The 26,494-nt window shown below is 72.0% G+C and carries 22 protein-coding genes; 16 read left to right on the plus strand and 6 right to left on the minus strand.

Annotated elements, in window-relative coordinates:
* The first annotated feature begins 4 nt into the window (after positions 1-4).
* From ACWD26_RS16875 to ACWD26_RS16885, 3 genes are read left to right on the plus strand one after another with little or no spacing between them, the layout of a single operon-like run.
* On the plus strand, positions 5-811 hold the full coding sequence (locus ACWD26_RS16875; protein WP_451270988.1) for an STM4013/SEN3800 family hydrolase: 807 nt from the start codon (positions 5-7) through the stop codon (positions 809-811).
* Positions 808-2,154, plus strand: coding sequence for an STM4012 family radical SAM protein (locus ACWD26_RS16880; protein ID WP_451270658.1), 1,347 nt, complete (start codon positions 808-810; stop codon positions 2,152-2,154). The genes ACWD26_RS16875 and ACWD26_RS16880 overlap by 4 nt, the downstream gene beginning before the upstream one ends.
* An 11-nt stretch (positions 2,155-2,165) precedes the next feature.
* Positions 2,166-3,044, plus strand: a complete 879-nt coding sequence (locus ACWD26_RS16885) for an STM4011 family radical SAM protein (protein ID WP_451270660.1) — start codon at positions 2,166-2,168, stop codon at positions 3,042-3,044.
* 25 nt (positions 3,045-3,069) lie between these two features.
* Here the strand turns inward: ACWD26_RS16885 and ACWD26_RS16890 are convergent, their stop codons facing one another.
* Positions 3,070-3,792, minus strand: coding sequence for a response regulator (locus tag ACWD26_RS16890; protein WP_451270662.1), 723 nt, complete (start codon positions 3,790-3,792; stop codon positions 3,070-3,072).
* Entirely contained in the window at positions 3,789-5,423 is a 1,635-nt protein-coding gene (locus ACWD26_RS16895) for an ATP-binding protein (protein ID WP_451270664.1), read from the minus strand. Before ACWD26_RS16895 ends, ACWD26_RS16890 begins: the two co-directional genes overlap by 4 nt.
* Before the next feature lie 291 nt (positions 5,424-5,714).
* On the opposite strand from ACWD26_RS16895, the gene ACWD26_RS16900 reads away from it, so the two are divergent.
* Genes ACWD26_RS16900 through ACWD26_RS16910 form a run of 3 tightly spaced genes read left to right on the plus strand, consistent with a single transcriptional unit; the run spans position 5,715 to position 8,744 of the window.
* Positions 5,715-6,698 carry a Bug family tripartite tricarboxylate transporter substrate binding protein gene (locus ACWD26_RS16900; RefSeq protein ID WP_451270666.1) on the plus strand — a complete coding sequence of 328 codons (984 nt, stop codon included), beginning with the start codon at positions 5,715-5,717 and terminating at the stop codon, positions 6,696-6,698.
* Positions 6,695-7,234, plus strand: coding sequence for a tripartite tricarboxylate transporter TctB family protein (locus ACWD26_RS16905; protein ID WP_451270668.1), 540 nt, complete (start codon positions 6,695-6,697; stop codon positions 7,232-7,234). The genes ACWD26_RS16900 and ACWD26_RS16905 overlap by 4 nt, the downstream gene beginning before the upstream one ends.
* A gap of 1 nt (position 7,235) precedes the next feature.
* Positions 7,236-8,744, plus strand: a complete 1,509-nt coding sequence (locus ACWD26_RS16910) for a tripartite tricarboxylate transporter permease (protein ID WP_451270670.1) — start codon at positions 7,236-7,238, stop codon at positions 8,742-8,744.
* Between the two features lie 37 nt (positions 8,745-8,781).
* On the opposite strand, the gene ACWD26_RS16915 is transcribed toward ACWD26_RS16910, so the two are convergent.
* Entirely contained in the window at positions 8,782-9,309 is a 528-nt protein-coding gene (locus tag ACWD26_RS16915; protein WP_451270672.1) for a hypothetical protein, read from the minus strand.
* Positions 9,310-9,636: 327 nt separating this feature from the next.
* Here ACWD26_RS16915 and ACWD26_RS16920 point away from each other — a divergent pair, with 327 nt between their 5' ends.
* From ACWD26_RS16920 to ACWD26_RS16930, 3 genes are all read left to right on the plus strand, one after another.
* A complete protein-coding gene (locus ACWD26_RS16920; protein WP_451270674.1) occupies positions 9,637-11,559 on the plus strand; it encodes an AMP-dependent synthetase/ligase in 1,923 nt (640 codons plus the stop codon).
* A gap of 96 nt (positions 11,560-11,655) precedes the next feature.
* Entirely contained in the window at positions 11,656-12,090 is a 435-nt protein-coding gene (locus ACWD26_RS16925) for a hypothetical protein (protein ID WP_451270676.1), read from the plus strand.
* A gap of 120 nt (positions 12,091-12,210) precedes the next feature.
* The gene (locus ACWD26_RS16930) at positions 12,211-13,458 is read left to right on the plus strand and encodes a DUF4032 domain-containing protein (RefSeq protein WP_451270678.1); all 1,248 of its coding nucleotides are present in this window, start codon (positions 12,211-12,213) and stop codon (positions 13,456-13,458) included.
* Between the two features lie 15 nt (positions 13,459-13,473).
* On the opposite strand, the gene ACWD26_RS16935 is transcribed toward ACWD26_RS16930, so the two are convergent.
* Positions 13,474-14,346, minus strand: coding sequence for a universal stress protein (locus ACWD26_RS16935; RefSeq protein ID WP_451270680.1), 873 nt, complete (start codon positions 14,344-14,346; stop codon positions 13,474-13,476).
* Positions 14,347-14,405: 59 nt separating this feature from the next.
* On the opposite strand from ACWD26_RS16935, the gene ACWD26_RS16940 reads away from it, so the two are divergent.
* The 6 genes from ACWD26_RS16940 (at position 14,406) to ACWD26_RS16965 (ending at position 20,805) form a co-directional block, all read left to right on the plus strand.
* Positions 14,406-14,762, plus strand: coding sequence for a VOC family protein (locus ACWD26_RS16940; protein WP_451270682.1), 357 nt, complete (start codon positions 14,406-14,408; stop codon positions 14,760-14,762).
* Between the two features lie 100 nt (positions 14,763-14,862).
* Positions 14,863-16,539, plus strand: coding sequence for an FAD-dependent oxidoreductase (locus ACWD26_RS16945; protein WP_451270684.1), 1,677 nt, complete (start codon positions 14,863-14,865; stop codon positions 16,537-16,539).
* A gap of 19 nt (positions 16,540-16,558) precedes the next feature.
* On the plus strand, positions 16,559-18,061 hold the full coding sequence (locus ACWD26_RS16950) for an ATP-binding protein (protein ID WP_451270686.1): 1,503 nt from the start codon (positions 16,559-16,561) through the stop codon (positions 18,059-18,061).
* Positions 18,061-18,411, plus strand: a complete 351-nt coding sequence (locus ACWD26_RS16955; protein WP_451270688.1) for a UBP-type zinc finger domain-containing protein — start codon at positions 18,061-18,063, stop codon at positions 18,409-18,411. Before ACWD26_RS16950 ends, ACWD26_RS16955 begins: the two co-directional genes overlap by 1 nt.
* 66 nt (positions 18,412-18,477) lie before the next feature.
* A complete protein-coding gene (locus ACWD26_RS16960) occupies positions 18,478-19,455 on the plus strand; it encodes a threonine/serine dehydratase (RefSeq protein WP_451270990.1) in 978 nt (325 codons plus the stop codon).
* 126 nt (positions 19,456-19,581) lie between these two features.
* Positions 19,582-20,805: a 4-hydroxybenzoate 3-monooxygenase gene (locus ACWD26_RS16965; RefSeq protein WP_451270690.1), complete on the plus strand. Its 1,224-nt coding sequence runs from the start codon at positions 19,582-19,584 to the stop codon at positions 20,803-20,805.
* Between the two features lie 26 nt (positions 20,806-20,831).
* On the opposite strand, the gene ACWD26_RS16970 is transcribed toward ACWD26_RS16965, so the two are convergent.
* Together ACWD26_RS16970 and ACWD26_RS16975 are read right to left on the minus strand one after the other, a co-directional pair.
* Positions 20,832-24,053: an amidohydrolase family protein gene (locus tag ACWD26_RS16970; RefSeq protein WP_451270692.1), complete on the minus strand. Its 3,222-nt coding sequence runs from the start codon at positions 24,051-24,053 to the stop codon at positions 20,832-20,834.
* Between the two features lie 65 nt (positions 24,054-24,118).
* Complete coding sequence (locus ACWD26_RS16975; RefSeq protein ID WP_451270694.1) at positions 24,119-24,610, minus strand: DUF6328 family protein; 492 nt, start codon at positions 24,608-24,610, stop codon at positions 24,119-24,121.
* A gap of 99 nt (positions 24,611-24,709) precedes the next feature.
* Between ACWD26_RS16975 and ACWD26_RS16980 the strand changes: the two genes are divergently transcribed.
* Positions 24,710-26,470 carry a cholesterol oxidase substrate-binding domain-containing protein gene (locus ACWD26_RS16980; RefSeq protein WP_451270695.1) on the plus strand — a complete coding sequence of 587 codons (1,761 nt, stop codon included), beginning with the start codon at positions 24,710-24,712 and terminating at the stop codon, positions 26,468-26,470.
* Positions 26,471-26,494: the final 24 nt, after the last annotated feature.

Consider the following 26,494-nt stretch of genomic DNA (forward strand, 5'->3'; position numbering starts at 1 on the left):
CGACATGAACGAGGTGGTGGGCCGCGACGACCTGCTGCTGCTCACTCTGGACACCCTGCGGTACGACGTGGCCGTGCGGCTCGCGGCGGAGGGCCGGCTGCCGAACCTGTCCGCCCGGCTGCCGGGCGGCACCTGGGAGAAGCGGCACGCACCCGGCAGCTTCACCTACGCCTCGCACCAGGCGATGTTCGCGGGTTTCCTGCCGACCCCGGCGGCTCCGGGGCCGCATCCACGTCTCTTCGCGGGCCGGTTCGCGGGCAGTGAGACGACCGCGGGGCGCACCTTCGTCTTCGACAGCCCCGACCTGGTGTCGGCGCTCGCCGAGCGCGGCTACCGCACGGTGTGCGTCGGCGGTGTGGGCTTCTTCAACAAGCAGGGGGCGCTCGGCAGCGTCCTGCCCGGCCTGTTCCAGGAGAGCCACTGGGAACCGGAGTTCTCCGTGGCGTCACCGACGTCCTTCGAGTCGCAGGTGGCCCGCGCCGAGCGGATCGTGGCCGAACTGCCCGCCGAGCAGCGACTGTTCCTCTTCCTCAACGCCTCGGCCCTGCACCAGCCCAACTGGTTCCACCTGCCGGGCGCCACCCGCGAGGCCGGCGACAGCCCGGCCACACACGCGGCGGCCCTGGAGTACATCGACCGGCACATCGGACGGCTCTTCAACGCGATGAGTTCGCGCCGCCGCTGCTTCGCCGTCGTCTGCTCCGACCACGGGACCACATACGGCGAGGACGGGTACACCGGGCACCGTCTGGGCCACGAGGCCGTGTGGACCGTCCCCTACAGCCACTTCTTCCTGGAGCCGTCCGCATGACCGTGACCGGGACCGGGACACCGGTTCGCCCCTATCAGCACTACGTCTACGCCTACCCGCACAAGACGACCTACCGGGAGCTGCCCGACCACCCGTCCCTCGCGGACCTGTGGGCCGGAGAGTCGAAGCAGGCGCTGTCGCTGTACGCGCACATACCGTTCTGCGAGGTCCGCTGCGGCTTCTGCAACCTCTTCACCCGGATCGGCGCGCCGGACGGGCTGACCGGCCGCTATCTCGACGCCCTCGAACGGCAGGCGCTCGCCGTACGGGAGGCGCTCGGGGACGCGGAGCCGGTGCGGTTCGCGAACGCCGCGTTCGGCGGCGGCACGCCCACCTATCTGGAGGCCGCCGAGCTGGAGCGGCTGTGCGACATCGCCGAGCGGCACATGGGCGCGGACCTGCGGGCGATCCCCTTGTCGGTCGAGGCCTCCCCGGCCACGGCGACGGCGGACCGACTGGCCGTCCTGGCCGAGCGGGGGACCACGCGGCTGAGCCTCGGTGTGCAGAGCTTCGTCGAGGCGGAGGCGCGGGCCGCCGTACGACCGCAGCGGAGGTCCGACGTGGAGGCGGCGCTGTCACGCATCCGCGACGCCGGCATCCCGGTCCTCAACATCGACCTGATCTACGGCATCGACGGGCAGACCGCGGCGAGTTGGCGGCTCTCCCTGGACGCGGCCCTCACCTGGCGGCCGGAGGAGATCTACCTCTATCCGCTGTACGTACGCCCGTTGACGGGCCTCGGCCGCAACGCCGATCCGGCGGTCGCGGACCGCGAGTGGGACGAGACGCGGCTGCGGCGCTACCGCGAGGGCCGCGACCATCTGCTCGCGCACGGCTACGAGCAGGTGTCCCTGCGGATGTTCCGCCGCGCGGACGCGCCGCCGCAGGGCCCGGACGACTACGCCTGCCAGACCGACGGCATGATCGGCCTCGGCTGCGGCGCCCGTTCGTACACGTCGACGCTGCACTACTCCTTCGACTACGCGGTCGACATGCGGGAGATCCGCGGCATCATCGACGACTACACCGCCACCGAGGACTTCGGCCGGGCCGTGCACGGCCGTGCGGTCGACGAGGACGAGGCGCGGCGCCGCCATCTGCTGCAGTCGCTGCTCCAGGCGCGGGGGCTGCCGGTGGCGGAGTACCGGCGGCGGTTCGGCTCCGACCCGTACGCGGACTTCCCGGGGGAGCTGGAGCGGCTGGCCTCGCGCGGCTGGCTGGCGGAGGCGGGTGACGGGCTGCTGAAGCTCTCCGCCGAGGGACTGGCCCACTCGGACGCCGTCGGCCCCGACTTCTTCTCCCCCGCCGTACGGGCCGCGATGGCCGACTACGAGCTGAAGTGACGGCGTCGCCCATGGACCTGACGCTCCTCTACCGCGGCCCGCTCGCCTCCTGCGACTACGACTGCCCCTACTGCCCGTTCGCCAAGCGACGCGACTCGACGGCACAGCTGCGGACCGACCGTGCGGCGCTGGACCGTTTCACCACGTGGGCGCGGGCGCGGACGGGCGACCGGCTGTCGGTGCTCTTCACCCCGTGGGGCGAGGGTCTGGTCCGCTCCTGGTACCGGCGCGCACTGGTCGACCTCTCCCACGAGCCGCACATCGACCGGGTGGCGATCCAGACGAACCTCAGCTGCCGCACGGAGTGGCTGGCGGAGGCCGACCCCGACACGGTGGCCCTGTGGTGCACGTACCACCCCGGACAGACCCCGTACGAACGCTTCCTGGACAAGACCCGGCGGCTGACCGCGACGGGGATCCGCTTCAGCGTCGGCATCGTCGGTCTTCCCGAGCATCTGGAGCACGCCCGCCGACTGCGCGGGGAGCTTCCGGAGCAGGTGTATCTGTGGGTGAACGCCGCCGAAGGGCACACCTACACCGACGAAGAGGCGGCGACATGGGGCGAGTTGGACCCGCTCTTCCACTTCAGCCGCCATCCGCACCGCTCGGCGGGGCGCGCCTGCCGTACGGGCTCGACGGTCGTGTCGGTGGACGGCGACGGGACCGTACGCCGCTGCCATTTCGTCAGGGCCGAACTCGGCAACCTCTACGACGATTCCTTCCGCGCGGCACTCGCGCCCCGGCCGTGCCCGCTGGCCGTCTGCGACTGTCACATCGGGTACGTCCACCTCGAAACGCTCCCCCTGTACGACGTGTTCGCGGGCGGCGTCCTGGAACGGGTGCCGGCGGCGGGCCCTTCCGGCCCGCACGCGATACGGCTCGCCCCGTAGACATGGCACCTGGGGCCCGGTCTCGTCACACCCGCCAGCTGTACCGCCGCTCCGGCCGCCCGGCCACCCCGTAGCGGAGGGAGACGTCCGCGCTGCCGGTGCTGTGGAAGTACTCCAGGTAGCGGCGGGCGCTGACGCGGGAGATGCCGGTGAGGGTGGCGCACTCGGTGGCGGAGAGGGTGCCGTCGGTGCCTCGGAGGGTGCCTTCGATCAGCTCGGCGGTCTCGACGCTCATGCCCTTGGGCAGGGCGCCGGCCGCCGACGCCGGTGCGCCGGCCCCGGCCAGGACGCGGTCGACGTCGGCCTGGCCCCGTACGACGGTGGTGAGCAGGCGGCCGCGCTGGGCGGCGTACCGCTGGAGCCGGGAGCGCAGTTCCTCGAACTCGAAGGGTTTGAGGAGGTAGTCGACGACGCCGTGGCGGACGGCGCCGCGCACGCTGTCGGCCTCCCGGGCGGCGCTGATGACCATGACGTCGCAGTCGTGGCCGGCGGTGCGCAGCCGCGGTATGACGTCGAGGCCGAAGCCGTCGGGGAGGTAGAGGTCCAGCAGGACCAGGTCGGGGCGGAGTTCGTCGACGGCCGCGACCGCCTGTTCGCCGGTGCTGGCGACGCCGACGACGCGGAACGGCTCGACGCGTTCGACGAAGGTGCGGTGGACCCGGGCCACCATGAAGTCGTCGTCGACCACGAGCACGTCGATCGTGCCGGGCGTGCTCCCGGTGCCGGACGGTCTGTTCGTGCCGGTCATGGTGTCGCTCCTTCCGCCACCGCGTCGGCGAGGTGGCTGACGGTCATGCGGGCGGTGAACATGGCGCCGTCGGGGGTGTTGGTCACCGAGATCTCACCGCCGTGCCGTTCGCAGACCAGGCGGGTGAGGGCCAGGCCGATCCCGCGTTCGCCTTCCCGCGCGGCCTTGGTGGTGAAACCGTGGGAGAAGACCTCCCTGGCGAGTTCGGGGGCCACGCCGGGGCCCGAGTCGCGGACGACGATCTCCACGCTGGAGGCGTCCTGGCGCAGCTCCACCTCGACCCAGGCCTCGCGGTCCTCGGTGCCGCCCCAGGGTTCGTGGTCGTCGGGCGTGGCCGCGGCCGCGTCCACCGCGTTGTCGACGAGGTTGCCGACCACGGTGGCCACGTCGGCGGCGTCCTCCGGGGCGAGCCGGTCGAGTGCGGTGGCGTCCGAGATCCGCAGGGTGACCCGGCGTTCGGCGGCGAGGGAGGTCTTCGCCATGAGCAGGGCGGCGACGGCGGTGTCGCGGACGCGGCGGCTGAGGGTGACGTCGAGGGAGTGGCGGTGGCGGCTCAGCGCGCGGATGTAGTGGACGACCTCGTCCTGCTCGCCGATCTGGATGAGCCCGGAGATGGTGTGCAGCTGGTTGGCGAACTCGTGGGCCTGGGCGCGCAGCAGTTCGGAGGAGCTGCGGAAGGAGCCGATCTCGCGTTCGAGGCGGGCCAGCTCGGTACGGTCCCGCAGGGTGGTGACCGAGCCGAGGTGGCGGCCGTCCTTGGTGACGGTCATCCGGTTCATCACCAGGACCCGGCCCCGGCGTATGACGACCTCGTCGCGCTTGTCGGACGCCTCTTCCTGGGCTCCCGCCAGGACGTCCCGCAGCCGTCCCTCGATGCCCAGGTCGGCGAGGCTCTTGCCGACGCAGTCCTCGGGCAGGTCGAGCAGGCGCCGCCCCATCTCGTTGACGAGGGTGAGCCGGTGGTGCGGGTCCAGGGCGATCACGCCCTCGGCGATGCCGTACAGCATGGCCTCGCGGTGTTCGGCGAGGCCGGCGATCTCGTGGGGCTCCAGGCCGAGTGTCTGCTGTTTGACCCGCCGGGCCAGCAGCCAGGAGCCGACGAGGCCGAGGCCGCTGGCGATGCCGAGGTAGGCGAGGAGGTACGAGGAGGCGCCGCTGAGGCGCTGCCACACGGTCGGGGAGGCCTCGCCGATCATCACCGTGCCGAGGAGTCGGCCCAGGTTGGCCTCGGTCTCGCCGAGGACGGGCACCTGGGCGACGAGTTCGCGGCTGTCGTCCAGCGTCAGTGAGCCGGACCAGCCGCGGCCCGCGACGGCGCCCTCGCCGGTGGGCATCACGTCCCCGATCGCGGTGGGGTCGGTGGAGCTGACGATGCGGCCGTCGGCGTCGGCGACCGTGACGGAGGTCACCCCGGACTGGGTCTGGGTGGAGTTGACCAGGGGTGCCAGTGCCTCGTGCGCGACGGGCTGGGCGAGCCGGTCACGGACCAGGGGGTTGGCGGCGAGCTGCTCGGCGAGCGCGGTGACCCGGCGGCCCTCGACCCGGTTGAAGGTCGCCGCGGACTGGGTGAGCGAGACCCCCGCGACCGCCGCCAGCACCACCACGACGATGGCGAGCTGGAGAACCAGCATCTCGCCTGCGAGGGTATGGCGACGGAACACCACGACGGACTCTTCTCTCGTGCCGACACGGTCTCAGGCGGCTCAGGCGCCGGCTTGTGCGGTGGGTCGCACAATCATGGCCCTCACGTCCGGTCAGGGAAAGAGACGTGTGGGGGACGTGCTCATAAGGTGACAGGGCCCGTGACCACAACGACCACAACCTCCGTTGCTTCCGCAAGTGGGGCAGGCCCGCCCCTCGTGGGCACGATGTGTCCCAGGTCACCTTTCCCCCCTCGACCCGACCGACAGGTGGTGGCATTCGTGCGACTGCGCACTCCCCTCGCCCTGCTCGGGGCCGCCGTGCTCGTGCTCGTGGGACCACCGCTGCTGACGACCGGCAGCGGCACCGAGACCGGCACGCAGATCCCGGGTCTGCGCTTCATGGTGCCGAACACGCCCGGCGGCGGCTACGACATCACGGCCCGCACGGCGGCGAAGAACGCCGAGGACGCCGGGCTCACCCACAACATCGAGGTGTTCAACCTGCCGGGAGCCGGCGGCACGGTCGGGCTGAGCCGACTGGTCAGCGAGCACGGCAACGGCAAGCTGGCGATGTCGATGGGGCTCGGCGTCGTGGGCGCCGTCCGCTCCAACGACGCGCCGAAGACCCTGGCCGACACCACACCGATCGCCCGCCTCACCGAGGAGCAGGACGTCGTGGTGGTGGCGAAGGACTCGCCGTACAAGACGATCGACGAGCTGATCGGGGCGTGGAAGGAGGACCCCGGGAAGCTGCCGGTGGGCGGTGGGTCGGCGCCGGGCGGGCCCGACCATCTGGCGCCGATGCTGATGGCCGAGGCCGCGGGGATCGCGCCGAAGGACGTCAACTACATCCCCTTCGACGGCGGTGGTGAGCTGCTCGCCTCGATCCTCGGCAACAAGGTCGCCTTCGGGGTGTCCGGCGTCGGCGAGTACCTGGACCAGATCAAGGCGGGCGAGCTGCGGCTGCTCGCGGTGACCGGCCCGGACCGGGTGAACGGGCTGGACGCCCCGACGCTCCAGGAGGCGGGCTACGACGTGAACTTCACCAACTGGCGCGGCATCGTCGCCCCGCCGGGGCTCACCGAGGCCGAGCGCGACAAGCTCACCCGGCTGATCGAGGAACTGCACGACTCGCCGGAGTGGCAGCAGTCGATGAAACAGAACGGCTGGGACGACGCCTTCCTGACCGGCGACGAGTTCGGCGACTTCCTGGACGCCCAGGACAAGCGCGTGGTTTCGGTGCTGAAGGAGCTCGGGCTGTGACGACGGACACCACCGGTACCTCCCCGGCGCCCGCGGACGAGCGCCGTTCCTGGCTGCGTGACCATTCCGAGCTCGGTGTCTGCGTCCTGCTGCTGGCGCTCGGCGTCCTCGTCCTGACCGACGCGCTCACCATGGACGTCGACATCGCCCAGCGCGGTCCCGTCGGCCCGACGACCGTGCCGATCGTGGTCGGCGCCGGTCTGCTGCTGATCGCCGCCCTGCTGGCGGTGGACGTACTGCGCGGCGGCCGGGGCCAGGCGGAGGCCGGCGAGGACATCGACCTGTCCGAGCCCGCCGACTGGCGCACGGTGCTCCTGCTCACCGGGGTGTTCCTCGGCGCGGCCGTCCTGATCGAACCGCTCGGCTTCCCCATAGCCGGCGCCCTGCTCTTCTGGGGCGCGGCCTACGCCCTCGGCAGCCGGCGTCTCGACCGCGATCCGCTCATCGCGGCCGTCATCTCCCTGGTCACGTACACCGTCTTCAACAACCTGCTCGGGGTGCCGCTGCCCGGCGGCCCGCTGATGGGAGTGCTGTGACATGGACGCCCTCAACTCCCTCCTCGACGGTTTCGGTACGGCCCTGACCCCGATCAACCTGCTGTGGGCCGCGATCGGTGTCCTGCTGGGCACGGCCATCGGCGTCCTGCCGGGCATCGGCCCGGCCATGGCGGTCGCGCTGCTGCTGCCGGTGACGTACGGGCTGAACCCGGTCGGCGCGTTCATCATGTTCGCGGGCATCTACTACGGCGCGATGTTCGGCGGTTCAACCACCTCGATCCTCCTCAACACGCCCGGGGAGAGCGCGGCCGTGGTCGCGGCCATGGAGGGCAATCCGATGGCCAAGTCGGGGCGTGGCGCGCAGGCGCTCGCGGCCGCCGCCATCGGGCACTTCGCGGGCGGCATGGTCGGCACGATCCTGCTGGTGGCGCTCGCCCCGACGGTCGCCGAGCTGGCCGTGGACATCGGCGCGCCGGACTACTTCGCGATCATGGTGCTCGCGTTCATCGCTGTGACGTCGGTCCTGGGCTCGTCCCGCATCCGGGGCCTCGCCTCCCTCCTCATCGGTCTCACGATCGGCCTGGTGGGCCTGGACCAGATGACCGGCCAGCAGCGCCTGACCTTCGGTTCGCTCCAGCTCGCCGACGGCATCGACGTGGTGATCGTCGCGGTGGGTCTCTTCGCCATCGGCGAGGCCCTGTGGGTCGCCGCCCATCTGCGGCGCCGCCCGCCCGAGCCGATCCCGGTGGGCAGACCGTGGCTCGGCCGGAGCGATGTGAAGCGGACCTGGAAGTCCTGGGTGCGGGGCCCGTTCATCGGCTTCCCCTTCGGCGCGATCCCGGCGGGCGGCGCCGAGATCCCCACCTTCCTGTCGTACGTCACCGAGAAGCGGCTGTCGAAGCACAAGGACGAGTGGGGCAAGGGTGCCATCGAGGGCGTCGCGGGCCCGGAGTCGGCGGCGTCGGCCTCGGCGGCGGGCACCCTCGTCTCCATGCTGACCCTCGGCCTGCCCACGACGGCGGTCGCGGCGGTCATGCTGGCCGCCTTCCAGCAGTACGGCATCCAGCCCGGCCCGCTGCTCTTCGAACGCGAGCCCGACCTGGTGTGGGGCCTGATCGCCTCCCTCTTCGTCGGCATGGTGCTGCTGCTCGCGCTCAACCTGCCGCTGGCCCCGCTGTGGGCGAAGCTCCTGCGGATTCCGCGTCCGTATCTCTACGCGGGGATCCTCTTCTTCGCGGCGGTCGGCGCGTACGCGGTCGGCGGTGAGGTGATCGACCTGGTGATCCTGCTGATCATCGGCCTGATCGGGTTCGGCATGCGCCGCTACGGCCTGCCGGTGCTGCCCGCCGTCATCGGTGTCATCCTCGGCCCCAACGCCGAGCAGCAGCTGCGCCGGGCCCTGCAGATCAGCGACGGCAGCGTCTCCGGCCTGGTGAACACGCCGTTCTCGGTGACGGTGTACGTGATCATCGCCGTGCTGCTGACGTGGCCGCTGCTGAAGCGGCTGGTGATCCGCGACCGTGACCGCACGCCCGCCGGGCCCCGGTGAGCCACGCCGGGCGGGTCGGGTAGACCCCGGCCCGCCGTCAGCCCGCCGCGCCCCGCTCCGCCTCCTCGTGCAGGAACGCGCTGATCTGCCCGGCGAGGCCCTCCCGTCCCGTGCCGCCCGCCGGGTCGAGGAGGTCCTCGTCGACGCCGATGCCGCCGGCCCACAGATACCGCTCGGTCCACTCCTCGTCGACGCGCAACTGGACCTGGATGTCGAACTGGGTGAGCTGGGCCTCGGGCGCGGCGGCGTAGAGCACGGCGGTGGCGCGGCGCAGCGGGTAGAGGTCGAAGCCCTCGATGAACCGGGAGTTGCGCCAGTCGAGGAAGGCGCTCTCGCCGTCGGGGCCGGTGCGGATGTCGAGCTGGCCGTCCTCGAGGTGGAGGCCGACGTGGTCGCTGCCGCGGTTCTCCACGGTCACCCGGAACCGGAAGTACGTCAGGCCCTCGGCGGCGTCGTCGCGTCCCCGTGGGGGTTCCACGCACTCCACTCCGTGGACGCGCACGCGCAGGCCGGCCAGATCGCCGTCGTACTCCTGCCAGTCCCCGATCACATTGGGCTCGCGCACCGTCCACCTCTCCACATCGGCGGGACACCTCCCGCGTTCGCGCGCACCACAGTGCCACACCCGTCGGACGTCCGGGTCGGGGGCATTACCGCCGGTCAGAGGTGATCAAGCCGTGTGCAGCGACGATTCCGGGGAGGGGCCCGTGAAGGAGGTCCCTCACGTGCCGCACATCACGTTCACCGCCCACCGTGCGGATACGCGGGGGGGGGCCGACTTGCCGATTCCCCGCGCGGTCGACGGCGCCGTACGCTACGTTCGATCACCGCGGTTGGCGCACCATCGGCGAGGTCGTGTGCAGGGAAGGTCAGGGAAGGTTCTGAGCGTCGCATGAGCAACTTCGGCATTGCTCCACCGACGGACCCGGTGATGACCGGAGGGCTGGCCGACTCACTCTTCGAGGCGGCGGACCGTGATCCCGCGCTGCCGCAGTTGGCGCGCCTGGACCCCGCCTCCCCCGGCACCTGGACGCGGGTGAGCGCGGCCGAGACGCGGGACGAAGTGGTCGAGCTGGCCAAGGGGTTGATCGCGTCCGGGATCCAGCCGGGCAACCGGGTGGCCGTGATGGCGCGGACCCGTTACGAGTGGACGGTGCTGGCTGTCGCCCTGTGGGCCGTGGGCGCCGAGATCGTGCCGGTGTGTCCGACGTCGTCGCGCGACCAGATCGAGTGGATCCTGTGGGACTCGGCCTGTGTGGGCGTGGTGGTCGAGGACGAGCCGGGTGTGATGACGGTCGGCTCGGTGTGCGCCAAGCTCCCGCTGCTGCGGCACGTGTGGCAGTTGGACGCCCAGTCCCTGCCGCAACTCGTCGAGGCGGGCCGGGACGTGCCGGACGCGACGGTGGACTCGCTGCGCCGCATCGTCATGCCGGACTCCACCGCGGTGATCGCGTACACGTCCGGCACGACCGGCCGGCCCCGGGGCTGCGCGCTCTCCCACCGCAGCCTCGCCAGCCCCTGCGACGCCCTGCTCGCCGGTTGGCGGCACACCGCCGCCTCTCCGGGGGAACAGCCGGCGATCCTCGCCTTCCTGCCGTTCTCGCACGTCTACGGCCTGATGATCCAGGGCATGTGCCTGCGCGGCGGGCTGCTCCTCGCGCACGAGCCGGAGTCGACCGAGGAGGCGCTGTCCGCCGCACTGCGGTCGTTCCGGCCGACGTTCCTCTTCGGCGTCCCCTACCTCTTCGAGAAGATCTACAAGAACTTCCTGCGCAAGGCCCAACAGGCGGGCCGGGGGCCGCTGTTCGAGCGTGCGGTGCGCACGGCCCAGGACTACGCCCTCGCCGTCGAACGGCAGCGCCTGAACACGGGCCCCGGCCCCGCCATGGACCTGAGGCTCCAGCACGCCTTCTACGAGAAGACGGTGTACCGGAAGCTGCGCGCGGCCCTCGGCGGCCGGGTGCGGGGCGGCTGCTCCGGCGGTTCCCCGCTCAACCGCGACCTGACGCTCTTCTACGCCGGCATCGGCATCCTCGTCCACGACGGGTACGGCCTGACCGAGACCGCCGGGGGCATCACCGCCCAGCCGGTCGGCCGGGAGAAGTTCGGCACCGTGGGCCGTCCGCTGCCGGGTACGGAGGTCCGGGTGGCGCGGGACGGAGAGATCCTGGTCAGCGGGCCTTCGGTGTTCCAGGGATACGTCAACGACGAGGCGGGGACCCGGGCCGCGCTCCAGGAGGGCTGGCTGGCCACGGGCGACATCGGGCGGCTGGACTCCGAGGGGTATCTGTCGATCACCGGACGCAAGAAGGAGATCATCATCACCAGCGGGGGCAAGGGGGTGGCCCCGGCGCCGCTGGAGGAGCAGCTGCGGATGCATCCGCTGATCCACCAGGCGGTGGTCGTGGGCGACAACCGGCCCTGTGTGGGCGCGTTGATCACGCTGGACCCGGAGTTCCTCGCGCACTGGCGGGGGTCGTTGTCCGCGCCGGGCGAGCTGCTGGGCCGGGAGGCGCGGGAGGAGAACGCGCTGCGGCAGGAGGTGCTGCGCGCCATCGCCGGGGCCAACAGCACGGTGTCGCGCTCGGAGTCGATCCGCGTCTACCGCATCCTGCCCGAGCCGTTCGACCTCGCCAACGGCATGCTGACCCCGTCGATGAAGCTGCGCCGCGACACCATCGTGCAGCGGTACGAGGCCGAGATCGAGGCGATGTACGCGACCTCCGCCCGAACCGCCCGCCGCACGCTCTCGGAGGAGATCGCGGGCTGGGACGACTCGGACTCCGACGACGTGTTCCGACGCACCCGGCACTGACCGCACGACCGACCGGACAACCGACCGGACAACCGACCGGACAACCGACCGGACAACCGACCGCGCGGTCGTACGCAATCAACAGGGGGATCATCCATGGCACGTATGGGGCCGAGAAAGCTGCTGACCACGGTGGTGGCACTGGGCGGCGGAGCATTTCTGTTCGGAGCGGCGGTGCTCCGGCTGGAGACACAACTCAACGGGGTGGCGGGGCAGTTCGTCGTCGCGCAGTGCCAGGTGTCCGAGTCGCGCGGCGACGACGAGTGGTCGTGCGAAGGGTCCTTCAGGGCCGACGACGACTCCTTCCTCATCCCGGCCGTCGAGGTCGACACCACCTTCGCCACGAAGCCCACCGGGCTCGTGCCCGCCTACGTGGACGGGGAGTCGTCGACCACGGCCGTCGTTCGGGACAACGGCGTCTGGCTGTACCCGGGCGCGACCGGGCTGCTGTGCCTGGTCGTCGGCGGCTGGAACGTCCGGTCCGCGCTCCGCCGGCCGAAGGAGGAGCCGGTCGCTCCGTTTCCTGCCTGACCACGGGCCGGGCCACTGTTGACGAAACGGTCCTCCAGATGCGGAGATGCTCCAGGCGGCGGCGGGAAACCACCCGCCCGCGAGCACTCCGCACCACCGTGAGACGAAGGCAGAGGACCCATGGCACTGCAGATCAGCGCCACCAACCCCGAACACCCCGCGCTGCTGCTCGAACTGCCGTGGCACCTGCCCCTGGAGGAGTGGCCCGAGCACCACCTCGTGCCGCTCCCCCGCGGTATCTCCCGCCACGTGGTGCGCTACGCCCGCGCCGGCGGTGAGGTCGTCGCCGTGAAGGAACTCGCCGAGCGGCCCGCCCTGCGCGAGTACGAGCTGCTGCGCGACCTGGACCGGCTCGGCATCCCCGCCGTGGACGCGCTCGGCGTGGTCACCGGCCGCCTCGACGAGGCGGGCGAGCCGCTGGAGTCCGTGCTGATCACCCGGCATCTGGGCGGCTCGATGCCATACCGCTCGATGTTCGAGACGACCATGCGCCCGGCCACCATGCACCGTCTGATGGACGCCCTCGCCGTCCTGCTGGTGCGACTGCACCTCGCCGGGTTCGCGTGGGGCGACTGCTCGCTGTCCAACACGCTGTTCCGGCGGGACGCGGGCGCGTACGCCGCGTATCTGGTGGACGCCGAGACGGGCGAGCTGCATCCGCAACTGAGCGGCGGGCAGCGCGAGTACGACCTCGACCTCGCCCGGGTCAACATCAGCGGCGAGCTGCTGGACCTGGAGGCGTCCGGGGCGCTCCACCCCTCGGTGGACGCGATCGAGTTCGGCAACGAGATCTGCTCCCGCTACCACAAGCTGTGGAAGGAGCTGACGCGCAGATCGGTGTACCCGGCCGGGAAGTACCACTACATCGAGCGCCGGATCCGCCGCCTCAACGAACTCGGTTTCGACGTCGCCGAGATGCAGATCGAGCACTCGAACAACGGCGACACCGTGACCTTCGTGCCCAAGGTCGTCGACGCCGGCCACCACCAACGCCAGTTGCTGCGGCTGACCGGTCTGGACACCGAGGAGAACCAGGCCCGGCGGCTCCTGAACGACCTGGAGAGCTGGATGGCCACCCAGGACGACTACGCCCCGGGCGACCCCCTCGGCGCCCGCCCCGAGGTGCTGGCCCACCGCTGGGTGCGGGAGGTGTTCCGCCCGACCGTGCGGGCCGTCCCGCTCGAACTGCGGGGCTCGATGGACGCGGCGGAGATCTACCACCAGCTCCTCGAACACCGCTGGTACCTGTCCGAGCGGGCACAGCACGACATCGGCCTGGACACGGCGGTCAAGGACTACATCGACAACGTCCTGCCGAGGACCCTGGCGCTGCTGCCGCCGAAGGTGGACGACGTCACCCCCAGGTGAGCCGCCGGGCCCGGATCAGTCGTGCGGGACCACGGCCACCGGGCAGTGCGCGTGGTGCAGGACGCCATGGGCCACCGAGCCGATGCGGGCGCCGACGGCCGTACGGCGGGCGCGGCGTCCGACGACCATCAGCTGGGCCCGCCCGGCCACGGACAGCAGCACCTGCCCGGCACTGCCCATCTCGACGTGCTGGGTGACCGGCACGTCGGGGAACCGCTCGCGCCACGGCTCCAGCGCGGCGGCCAGCGCCTTCTTCTCGAACGGCTCCAGGCCGCCGGCCTCGTCGAGGAGCTTCAGCGAGCCCGGGCTGTACGCGTACAGCGGCGGCAGTGTCCAGGCCCGGACCGCGCGCAGCGACGCACCTCGGGCGGCCGCCGTCTCGAAGGCGAACCGCAGGACGTCGGCGCTGTCCTCCGGCGTGCCCTGCTGGCCCACGACGACCTCGCGTCCGGCGGCCTCGCCGGCGGGGCTGTCCTCGGCGCGGACGAGCACGACGGGACGCGGCGACTCCACGAGCACCTGCTGTCCGACGGAGCCCAGCAGGAAGCCGACCACCGCGCCGTGCCCACGCGAGCCGAGCACCAGTGACTCCGCGTGCTCGGCGGCGGCGACCAGGGACTCGACCGGCGGGCCCTCGACCAGTTCCGTCGTCACCGCCAGCTCCGGGTGCCGCTCGGAGACACCCCGCGCCGCCTCGGCGAGCGCCTCCCGGGCCCACCGCGCCTGTCCGTCCCGGTCCACGGTGACCGCCTCGTGCGGCTCCCACCGCCACGCGTGCACCACCCGCAGCGCCAGGCCCCGGCGTACGGCCTCCCGGCCGGCCCAGGCCAGCGCGGCGAGGCTCTCGGACGTACCGTCCACTGCGGCGGTGATCGGGCGCGTCGTCATCGGCCACCTCTCTGTGTCACTTCAGGGCTGACGGGCCCAGTCTTCACTACCCTCGCCGCATGACCTTGGAGTGGGAGCAGTTGGTGGTGGACTCGGCCGATCCGGTGGCCCTGGGGCGCTGGTGGGCGGAGGCGCTCGGCTGGGTGGTGGTCGACGACTCCCCCGAGGAGTACGAGATCCGTCCGGCCCCGGACCGCCTGCCCGGCCTGCTGTTCGGGCTCGATCCGGGGGCCAAGACCGTCAAGAACCGCCTGCACCTCGACTTCCGGCCCGTCGACCAGGAGGCGGAGGTCACCCGTCTCCTCGCCCTCGGGGCCCGGCACGCGGACATCGGGCAGACCGGGGACGAACCGTGGGTCGTCCTCCAGGACCCGGAGGGCAACGAGTTCTGCGTGCTGGCCCCGCGCAAGAGCTGATGCCTCGGTCGGCGCTCCGGCGGGCCTGCGGCTCTCCGGAAACCGAGCGGAGCGGGACGGTCGAACATACGATGGGCCCATTGGCTCGGGGTGGAGGCGTATGACTCAGGCTGTCGGTCCGGCGCGGAACGTGATCCTCACCGTGGATGACGATCCGGGGGTGTCCCGCGCGGTTGCCCGGGATCTGCGCCGCAGGTACGGCGAGTCGTACCGGATCGTGCGGGCCGAGTCCGGGCAGGCGGCGCTGGAGGCCCTGCGGGAGCTGAAGCTGCGCGGCGACGAGGTCGCGGTGATCCTGGCCGACTACCGGATGCCGCAGATGAACGGCATCGAGTTCCTGGAGCAGGCGCTGGATGTGTATCCGGGCGCCCGACGGATCCTGCTCACCGCGTACGCCGACACCAACGCGGCGATCGACGCGATCAACGTCATCGACCTCGACCACTATCTGCTGAAGCCGTGGGACCCGCCGGAGGAGAAGCTCTATCCGGTCCTGGACGACCTGCTGCAGTCCTGGCGGGCCGCCGACCGCAGGTGCGTGGGCACGACGAAGGTGGTCGGGCACCGGTGGTCGGCGCGTTCCTCGGGCGTACGGGAGTTCCTGGCGCGGAACCAGGTGCCGTACCGCTGGTACTCCTCGGACGAGCCGGAGGGGCGGCGGCTGCTCGCGGCGGCCGGCGCGGACGGGCAGCGGCTGCCGCTCGTCGTCACGCCGGACGGTACGCCGCTGGTCGAGCCGGAGGACGCGGAGCTGGCGGAGCGGGTGGGGCTGGCGACGACTCCGGCTCAGGACTTCTACGACCTGGTCGTCATCGGCGGTGGACCGGCCGGGCTCGGCGCGGCCGTGTACGGGGCCTCGGAGGGCCTGCGGACGCTTCTGGTCGAGCGGTCGGCGACGGGCGGGCAGGCCGGGCAGAGCTCGCGGATCGAGAACTACCTCGGCTTCCCCGACGGGGTGTCCGGCGGCCAGCTCACCAGCCGCGCCCGCCGTCAGGCCACCAAGTTCGGCGCCGAGATCCTCACCGCGCGGGAGGTGAGCGGGCTGGAGGTGAACGGGGCGGCGCGGACCATCCGGTTCTCCGACGGGTCGGCGGTCGCCGCGCACAGCGTGATCCTGGCGACCGGCGTGTCCTACCGACAGCTCGCCGCGCCGGGCTGCGCGGACCTCACCGGCTGCGGTGTCTTCTACGGCTCGGCGCTCACCGAGGCCGCCGGCTGCCAGGGGCACGACGTGTACATCGTGGGCGGCGCCAACTCGGCCGGGCAGGCGGCGATGTACCTGTCCCGTGGCGCCAAGTCGGTCACCCTGCTCGTCCGCGGGGACTCGCTCACCGCGTCCATGTCGCACTACCTGATCCGGCAACTCGCCGAGGCACCCAACATCTTCGTGCGGCCCGGCACGGTCGTGGAGGCCGCGCACGGCACGAACCAGCTGGAGCAGCTGACGCTCAAGGACATCGTGAGCGGGCGCGAGGAACTGGTCGACGCGCAGTGGCTGTTCGTGTTCATCGGGGCCGAGCCGCACACCGACTGGCTGGAGGGGACCGTGCTCCGCGACGAGCGCGGGTTCATCGTGGCCGGGCCCGACATGACCAGCGACGGAAGTCCGCCGGCGGGCTGGGAACTGGACCGGCCGCCGTACCACCTGGAGACGAATGTGCCCGGCGTGTTCGTCGCCGGGGACGCGCGGTCGCAGTCCGCGAAGCGGGTCGCGTCCGCCGTGGGAGAGGGAGCGATGGCCGTGATGCTCGTACACAGGTATCTGGAGCAGTCATGACAACGGTACGGGCGTCGTCGTGAGCGGGCAGCCGTCGCCGTGCGACCGGGCGGAGCTCGGACGGCTGTTCCTGTTCGAGAAGCTGGACGACGAGCAGTTGGACCGGCTGTGCCGTGAGGGCCGGGTGGAGCGGTTCGAGCCCGGTTTCGTCTATCGGGAGGGCGAGCCGGCCACCTGCTTCTTCGTGCTCCTGGAGGGCGCGGTGGTGCTGTCGCGGCAGGTCGGCGACGACGACGTGGAGGTCAGCCGCAGCTCCCAGGTGGGCGTGTACGCGGGCGCCTTCCACGCGTATCTCGGCGACCATGCGGACCAGGCCCGCTACAAGGGCTCCATGCGGGTCACGGTGCCCTCGCGTTTCTTCGTCCTCCCCGCGGCGTCCTTCGCCCAGATCATGCGCGACTGGTTTCCCATGGCCGTCCATCTGCTGGAGGGCCTGTTCTTCGGCAGCCAGAACACGCAACGGACCATCGGCCAGCGGGAACGTCTGCTGGCGCTCGGCTCGCTGTCCGCCGGGCTCACCCATGAGCTCAACAATCCCGCCGCGGCGGCTGTGCGGGCGACCTCCGCGCTGCGGGAGCGGGTGGCGGGGATGCGGCACAAGCTGGGCGCGATCGCCGCCGGGCCGCACAAGCGGGCCATGCTGGAGTCACTGGTCGACCTGCAGGAGCGGACGGCGGAGCAGGTCGCCAAGGCGAGTCCGCTCAGCCCGCTGGAAGCCGCCGACCGGGAGGACGAGCTGACGGACTGGCTCGACGACCACGGCATCGCGGGCGGCTGGCAGCTCGCGCCGAACTTCGTGCAGGCCGGGCTCCACACCGACTGGCTGGACCAGGTCGCGGCGGCCGTGGACGAGCACACCCTCGAAGGGGCGGTCCGCTGGCTCAACTACACCGTCGAGACCGAGCTGTTGATGAACGAGATCGAGGACTCCACGACGCGTATCACCCAGCTCGTCGACGCGGCGAAGCAGTACTCGCAGCTGGACCGCGCGCCCTACCAGAACGCCGACGTCCATGAACTCCTCGACAGCACCCTGCTGATGCTGTCCGGGAAGATCGGTGACCGCGTCCAGGTGGTGAAGGACTACGACCGCACGCTGCCGCGCATCCCCGCCTATCCCGGTGAGCTGAACCAGGTGTGGACGAACCTGATCGACAACGCGGTGTCGGCGATCCACGACACGGGCGGCGAGGGCACACTGACCGTACGGACCGCGCTCGACCACCGCGACCAGGTGCTCGTCGAGTTCCGTGACACGGGCCCCGGTATCCCGGCGGACATCCGGAACCGTATCTTCGACCCGTTCTTCACCACCAAACCGGTCGGCCAGGGCACCGGGCTCGGCCTCGACATCTCCTGGCGCATCGTCGTCAACAAGCACCACGGCCACATCGAGGTCCACTCCCACCCCGGCGACACCCGCTTCCAGGTCTTCCTGCCACTGACGGCGCCGGCGACGGACCTGGACCTGACACTCGGCGACGATCCGCGGCACGACCCCGACGCGCCCGAGGAGAAGTGATGACCCTGCCCGCCGGAATCAATCCAGCCGTCCCGCCGAGCGGCGACGGATGCGTGGAGTGCGACGCGGCCGGCGGCTGGTGGTTCCACCTCCGACGCTGCGCCCAGTGTGGCCACATCGGCTGCTGCGACTCCTCCCCCGCCCAGCACGCCACGGCCCACGCGGGAGCCACCGGACACCCGTTCGTGCAGAGTTACGAGCCCGGCGAGGCCTGGTTCTGGAACTACGAGACCTCCGAGATGTACGAGTCGGGTCCCGACCTCGCCCCGCCCTTCAGCCGCCCCACCGACCAGCCGTCGCCGGGGCCGGCGGGGCGGGTGCCGGGGAATTGGACCGAGCTCCTGCGGTGACATGAGCACGAGGGAGCCGGGGAGTCGTCCCGTAGACGAGGGAATGGATGAGACGGAGTGGGCGTGTTGATCGAGGTCTCCGAGATCCGGCAGGCGGCCGAGAGGATCGCCGGGCATGTCGTGCGGACGCCGACCGTCCCGAGCCCGGGGCTGTCCGCGCTCCTCGGTGTCCCGGTCACCGCGAAGCTGGAGCTGTTGCAGCGGACGGGCTCCTTCAAGGCCCGGGGCGCCACGGCGAAGTTGCTGTCGCTGACGGACGCCGAGCGGGCGGCCGGGGTGTTGGCCGTCAGCGGCGGCAACCACGGGATCGCGTTGGCGCACATGGCGGCCGCGTTGCACATCAAGGCGACGGTCGTGATGTCCCGGACCGCGCCGAAGCGCGCCATGGACCTCATCGAGGCGGCCGGGGCGTCGCTGCGGCTCACCGACGGGATGGCGGAGGCGTTCGCGCTGACCGAGCAGCTGCGGTCGGAGGGGCTCACCCTCGTCCACCCGTTCGACGACCCGCTGGTGATCGCCGGTCAGGGCACCGCCGGCCTGGAGTTCGCGGAGGACATCGAGGACAGTGAGGGCACGGGTGCGCCCACCGACGTGCTCGTCAGCATCGGCGGTGGCGGGTTCATCGCCGGTGTCGCGACCGCGCTGAAGGCCCTGCGCCCCGACATCCGCGTCTGGGGCGTGGAGACCGCCGGTGCCACGGCCATGAGCGAGGCGCTGGCGGCGGGCGGCCCCGTCACGGTCCCCCTCTCCTCCGTCGTCACCACGCTCAGCGCGCCCTCCGCCTCCCAGTTCACCTACGACCATGTGTCCGCCCTCGTCGAGGACGTCCTCGTGGTCTCCGACGCCGAGGCGGTCCAGGGCGTCCTCGATCTCGCCGAGCACGCCAAGGTGTGGTCGGAGCCCGCCGGCGGATGTCTGCTGCCCGCCGCCCGCCAGGTGCTGGAGCGGGTGGGCGACGGCGCCCGACTGGGCCTCGTGGTGTGCGGCGGCAACGCGACCACCGCCGACATCACGGACTGGGCGCGGCGATTCGGACTGCGGTGACGTGGCCGCCCCCGCCCCGGGCCACCTCAGCCACCTCAGCCACCTCAGCCACCACTAGGAGTACTCAACTACCCGGCCCTTCCCGGCACTTGAAGTCGCTCATCCGGCGCCCGGCATAATGCTCGAATGACCGCCCCCACCTCCCTTTCCGGCGCCTCGTCCGCCGAGCGCACCCCCGTCGTCATCGTCGGCGCCGGACCCGCCGGACTGACCGTCGGCAACATCCTGCGGGCCGCCGCCGTGGACTGTGTGGTGCTGGAGGCCGAGAGCCGGGAGTTCATCGAGCGGCGGCCGCGCGCCGGGTTCCTGGAGGAGTGGGCGGTGCGTGCGCTGGAGCGGCGCGGGCTGGCCGACCGGATCGTGGAACGGGCGCCGGTGCACACGGAGTTCGAGTTCCGCTTCGACGGTGAGCGACAGCGGTTCCCGTACACGGCGATCACCGGGCACCACCACTACGTGTATCCGCAGCCGCTGCTGGTGACGGATCTGGTCAGGGAGTACGCGGACGTCCGGGGCGGTGACATCCGCTTCGGTGTGCGCGATGTCGAGCTGCACGACATCGACGGCGACCGGCCGTCCGTGTCCTACACCGATCCGGACAGCGGCGAACGACACGTCCTGCACTGCGAGTTCGTCGCGGGCTGCGACGGTGCGCGCGGTGTCACCCGGACCGCGCTGCCGGCGGAGCACGCCACGGTCGCCCGGCACGACCACGGCGTCGGATGGCTGGCGCTGCTCGCCGAGGCGCCGCCGTCGTCCGACTGCGTCATCCTCGGCGTGCATCCCCGGGGCTTCGCCGGGCACATGGCGCGCAGCCCCGAGGTCACCCGTTACTACCTGGAGGTCCCGGCCGGCGACGACCCGGCGAACTGGCCGGACGAGCGGGTCTGGTCCGAGCTGCACACCCGCCTCGCTGTGCCCGGCACCCGGCCGCTCACCGAGGGCCCGCTGATCGAGAAGCGGGTGCTCGACATGCACAACTACGTCACCGAGCCGATGACGTACGGCCGCCTCCACCTGGCCGGTGACGCCGCCCATCTGGTCGCGCCGATCGCCGCGAAGGGCATGAACCTCGCGCTGCACGACTCCCTGCTCCTCGCGGACGCCCTCATCGCCCACCTGGGCAAGGGCGACGACAGGGGGCTGCGCGGCTACTCGGACGCCTGTCTGCGCCGCGTCTGGCACTACCAGGAGTTCTCGCAGTGGCTCGCGGAACTGCTGCACGGCCCGTCCTCCGGCGACGCGTTCCGAGCGGGCGCCGCGACCGCCCGGCTCCGCCGCCTCCTCGGCTCCCCCGCCGCCGCGTCGACCTTCGCGGAACTGTTCATCGGCAAGGAGACCGACCATTAAGCGATGAAGAGCTGCTCCCCGCCCCGTCAGTGGTGGCCGTCGCAGCAGCCGTCCCGGCGCATCAGGCGGGCGATCTCCAGCCAGTCCTCCTCGGTCTCCGCGGCCTTGGCGCGTCGCGCCGTGGGCCGGTAGGCGGCCACCAACTCCTCGGTGGTGTAAGGGACTCCGCCCCTGAGGACCGACACCGTACGGACCAGGTCGGCGAAGTCCGTGAAGGGGTCGCCGTCGACGACGGTCAGGTCGGCGAGCTTGCCCGTCCCGACCGTGCCGAGGTGGTCGTCGAGGCCGAAGAGGCGGGCCGGGAGGGCGGTCGCGGTGCGCAGGGTCTCGGCGGGGGTGAGACCGCCGTCGTGCAGGGCGCGCAGGGCGATGTGGAGGAAGAGGCCGACGGGTCCGAGCGGCTGGTCGGTGCCGAGGGCGACCGTGCCGCCGGCTCCGAGGATCCGCCGGTAGATGTCGGTCTCGGTGCGCAGCGCGGCGAGTTGGGCGGGCGTCGGCGGGACTCCGGCGGCCTGGCGCACGAAGGCCGCGTCCCACGGCGGCATGACGACGGTCACGCGCGGGTCGTCGGCGAGGGACGGATCGGCGCCGAGGAGGGGCGCGGCCGTGAAGGGCGTGGCGATGAGGGAGAAGTCCACGCCCCGCGCGGTGTAGATCTCCTCGACGTCCTGGTAGGCCTGCCCGCTCGCGGTGATGGCGTGGCCGAACTCCGCCCGCTGGGTGGCCTGCAGATGGGACGTCAGGTCCTGGCCGAGCTGGACGCCCGGGGAGAGGAGGTGCCCGCCCGTGCGGGCGCCGAGGCGTTCGTGGGCGAAGTGCGTGGCCTCGCTCATCACCCAACCGGGCGCCCGGACATAGGTCTTGACGAAGTCCCAGTCGAGTGCTGCCCCGCGTTCCAGTGAGCGCCTCAGCCCCGCTGTCGTGCGGTGGGCCCGTCCCATGCTGTACGCGACCCGCGCGCCGTCGAGGAGTTCGCCGGTGGTGAGCAGCCGGGGTCCGGCGAGTCTGCCGGCGTTCACCTCCTCGCGGATGCGGACCTGTTCGTAGGCGAAACCGCCGAGGGAGACGGCGGTGGTGACGCCGTAGGTGAGCTGACCGGTGGCCTGGCGGCTGCCGTAGGTGCTGTGCCAGGGGTGGGTGTGGGTGTCCCACAGACCGGGGAGCACGGTGTGCGCGGAGGCGTCGACGCGGCGGAGGGCGGCCCGTCGGCTGCCCCGATGCGGTTCGACGGCGGTGATGCGGCCGCCGCGTACGACGATGTCGACGTCGTCGCGGACCGTCTCACCGGTGCCGTCCCACAGGCGCCCGGCGTGGACGACGGTGTCGGCGGGGGTGAGCCGGGTGCGGTCCAGCGGGACTCGGACGGTGCGGACGTGGTCGCCCGAGACGTCGATCAGGCGGAGGCGGGTGCCGGACTGGTAGAGGAGGGTCGTGGAGTCGCCGGACCAGGTGGGGTGGTCGGCGGGTTCAGTGGTGAGCGTGCGGAGTGCGCCGCGCGGGGTGCCGTCGGGGGTGACGGGGAGCAGGCAGAGCGCGGACTCGACGATCACGGCGAGCCAGCGGCCGTCGGGCGACCAGACGGGCCCGGAGTCGTACCGGTCGGCGATCGAGGCGTGGGGCGCGACCGCGTGCAGCCGGTCGGCGCCGGTCGTGGCGTCGACGATCCGGATGAGGTTGTAGCCCTCGCGGAAGCGGGCGCCCAGACGGTTGCGATCGCACAGCGCGAGGTACCGTCCGTCGGGCGACCAGCTCGGCCTGCCGGGGATCCCGCCCCCGCCGAGCGGCGCCACGGCCACGCGGTCCTCGCCGCTCGCCAGGTCGCGCACTACGAGCCGTCCGGACATGTCCAGGCTCGCGAGCCGCCGGCCGTCGGGCGAGAGGGCGGGCATGACCCGGCCGCCGGCCGCGAGCGCGGTCTCCTCTCCGGTGGCCAGATCGTGCCGGTACACGCCGAGGAGGCCGTCGCGGTCGTCGGCGTAGACGAGCGACCTTCCGTCCCGTGCCCAGGCGGGTGCGAGGAGGGTACGGGTGGGCGGTGACTTCCGCAGTCGCTTCGGCGGGCGACCGCCCGAAGTTCCGGCGAGCCACAGCGAGTTGAGGGCGGCGAAGGCGACACTGCGGCCGTCGGGGGACAGCGCGGGCAGGTGGATGCCCCGCACGGGCCGTACGCGCGCCTCCCCGAGGTCGTACTCCTTGATCCGGTAGCGCGGGCGGTCCACCGGGAGCACACCCTCGAAGGGGAGGGCCTGCGGCTGCGCGGGTCCCTCGGGGCGCACGAGGGTGAACCGGCCGTCGAGGGTGAGCAGCAGTTCGCCCTCGGCCGTCCAGCGGGGCGGCACGGGCGCGAGGTCGCCGGCGACGGGGACGGGCTCTCCGTCGACGACGAGGGTGCACGAGCCGTTCGGGGAGGCGGTGGTGCGCAGGTAGGCGAGTCGGCCGTCGGGGGCCAGGGCCGGGGTCATGACCTGGGCGGCCTCGGTCTCGGTGTGCTCGACGGCGACCGGGCCGGTGCCGTCGGCGGCCACGGCGGCGACGGTCCGGGACTCGACGGACGGGGTGGTGCCGGAGGTGACGACCTTGGCGCGCACGAACAGCAGCCGGGTGCCGTCCGGTGTCCAGGTGGGGTCGAAGTCCTCCCACCGGCCGTCCTGGAGGGGCCCGTCCTGGCCGGGGAGTCCGGTGACGGGGGTGATCTCGCCGGTGCTCAGGTCCAGGACGTGGATGCGGTACGGGCAACCGTTCATGGGGTGGCCGGGGTCGCCGCCGCGTTCGGAGCCGAAGGCGATCCGGGTGCCGTCGGGCGACCAGGAAGGCCCCCGGTCGTCCCAGGGGCCGTCGGTGCGCTGCGTCAGGTCGGAACCGTCGGGGCGCACGGTCCACACATGGAAGCCGCCGTCCCTGTAGGCGCAGAACGCGATGAGGCTGCCGTCCGGGGAGTGGGTGGGCCGGTTGGGTTCGAGTCCGGCCGGGGTGAGGGGGAGCGCCTTGCCACCGGTGCGGGGCAGGGACCACAGGCCGCTCTGGATCTCGGCGATGAGTGTGTCGCCGGCGGGTGCGAGGGTCGCCGAGCCGTTGGTGGCCCGGGTGAAGGTGAGGGAGAGGCCGGTGCCGGGTGTGGCGGGGCGGGCGCCGGCGGAGGCGGCCGGGCCGGCGGTGCCGAGGACTGCGGCGGCCCCGGTGGCCCCGGTGGCGGCGATGAGTCGACGGCGGGTCAGGGGCGGGGTGGGGCGGCTCTGATCACGGTCCATGACACCGCACGCTGGCGCACCACGCGACCCAGGGGCAACACCGCCATTCACGCCATCGGGGGATGTCACTCGCCGGTGTGACGGCGGCGGATCCACGCCGGGAGCGCGAACCAGCACAGCACGTACCAGAGGACGACGCATCCCACCAGCCAGGGCACATACCCGTCGTGGGTGGCGACACGGAGGATCAGCAGCAGTGCCGCCGTCATGGTGGCGAGGAGCAGGATCAGGCCCACCACGGTCAGCCGCGCGGCCCACCGCACGGCGGCCGGCTTGATGCGGCTCCCGGAGACGATCCGGTGGAAGGAGACGGGCCCGATGAGGGCGCCGGTGGCGGCGGCGCCGAGGACGACGGTCACGATGTAGATGGTCCTGTCGGTCTGCGCCAGTTCGTCGTAGCGCGGGGTGAAGACGACGGTGAGCAGGAAACCGAACAGGATCTGCACGCCGGTCTGGGCGACCCGTACCTCCTGGATGAGTTCGGTCCATCTGCGGTCGGCGCGCTCTTCCTCGGTCTCGTCGCGGCCTCGGTCCCGGCTGCCGTGCGCCTCGGTCACGCGTCCTCCCGGTCGGGTCGATGTCCTTTTGCCAGATGGTGCCGCGTCCCCGGCGAACAAGCACGCGCATGCACCACTTCACTCACACGGGTGAATACGATGGGCGGATCGGTCACTTGTATCAATTATCGGCCTAGCGTGACTGCGGTGACCGACTCTTCAGAAACGTCCCGCCGGGGGTTCCTCCTCGGTGCCGCCGCGCTCGCGCTCACCCCGCAGTTCGTCCGCCAGGACCCGGCCGCCGCCGCGGCCGAACTGCCCGGCTTCCCGGCGGACGTCGAGCTGTACCGGTCGGCGTACCGCAACTGGGACGGGGAGATCACCGGGTCCGGGCTGTGGGCCTGCGCACCCGCCGACGCGGACCAGGTGGTGGCGGTCGTCAACTGGGCCCGGCGGCAGGGCTGGAGGGTCAGAGCGCGCGGCCTCTCGCACGGCTGGTCACCCCTCACCATCACCCCCGGCACCGACTCCGGCGCCCCGGTGATGCTCGTCGACACGACCACGCACCTCACCGGCATGGCGCTGGAGTCCGCCGGCCCCGCCGCCGTCCGCGTGGGCTCCGGCGCCACGCTGGAAGGGCTGCTGACCTTCCTGGAGGGCCACGGACTCGGTGTGACGGCCTGCCCGGCGCCCGGCGACCTCTCGATCGGCGGTGCCCTCGCCGTCGACGCCCACGGCACGGCCGTACCGGCGGCCGGCGAGACCCGGCCGCCCGGCCACACGTACGGCTCGCTCAGCAATCTCGTGCTGTCGCTGACGGCGGTGGTGTGGGACACCGGCAGCGAGGCGTACGTGCTGCGGACGTTCACCCGGGACGACCCGGACGGTGCCGTGCTGCTCACCCACGTCGGACGCGCGCTGGTCACCGAGTTCGTGCTGCGGGTGGGGGTGAACAGCAACCTGCGCTGCCTGAGCCGGACCGACATCCCCGCCGGGGAACTGTTCGCCGCGCCCGGGAGCGAGGGGCGTACGTTCGCGAGCTTCCTGGACGAGGCCGGACGTCTGGAGGCCATCTGGTTCGCCTTCACCGAGTTCCCCTGGTTCAAGGTGTGGAGCGTCGAGCCGACCCGCCCGCTCACCTCCCGGCGCGTGACCTCGCCGTACAACTACCCCTTCTCGGACAACGTGCCGACCGTCGTCGCGGACCTCGTCGGCCGGATGGTCTCCGACGCCGCCTGGTATCTGGCCCCGGTGCTGGGCAACGCACAGCTGACGACGGCCTCGCTGGGGCTGACGACCACGTTCTCGGCGGACATCTGGGGGCCGTCGAAGAACACGCTGCTGTATCTGAAGCCGACGACACTGCGGGTGACGGCCAACGGGTACGCGGTGCTCACCTCACGCGACCAGGTGCAGCGCGTGGTCTGCGAGTTCGCCACGTTCTACCGGGAGCGGCTGACCGCGTACGCCGCCCGGGGACGCTTCCCCGTCAACGGCTCGGTGGAGATCCGGGTGACCGGCCTCGACGACCCGGCGGACGTCGGCGTGGCCGGCGCCCGTGCCCCGCTGCTGTCCGCGCTGCGCCCGCGCGCCGACCGGCCCGAGTGGGACACGGCCGTGTGGCTGGACGTGCTGACACTGCCAGGGACGCCGGACGCCGAGGCGTTCTTCCGGGAGCTGGAACGGTTCCTGCTCACCACGTACGACGGCGGCCACGCCCTCACCCGGGTCGAGTGGTCCAAGGGCTGGGGCTACACGGACGAGGCCGCCTGGAGCGACGAGCGGGTCCTCGGCACCGTCGTACCGGCGTCCTTCGACGACGGCGAGGGCCCGGGCTGGGACGGGGCCGTGGAGATCCTGGAGCGGCTCGATCCGCACCGGGTATATGGGAACGCCTTCCTCGACCGACTGTTCCCGTGAGCGAATTCCGAGCCCACTGCGACC

It is taken from the genome of Streptomyces sp. NPDC002787 (assembly GCF_053592095.1).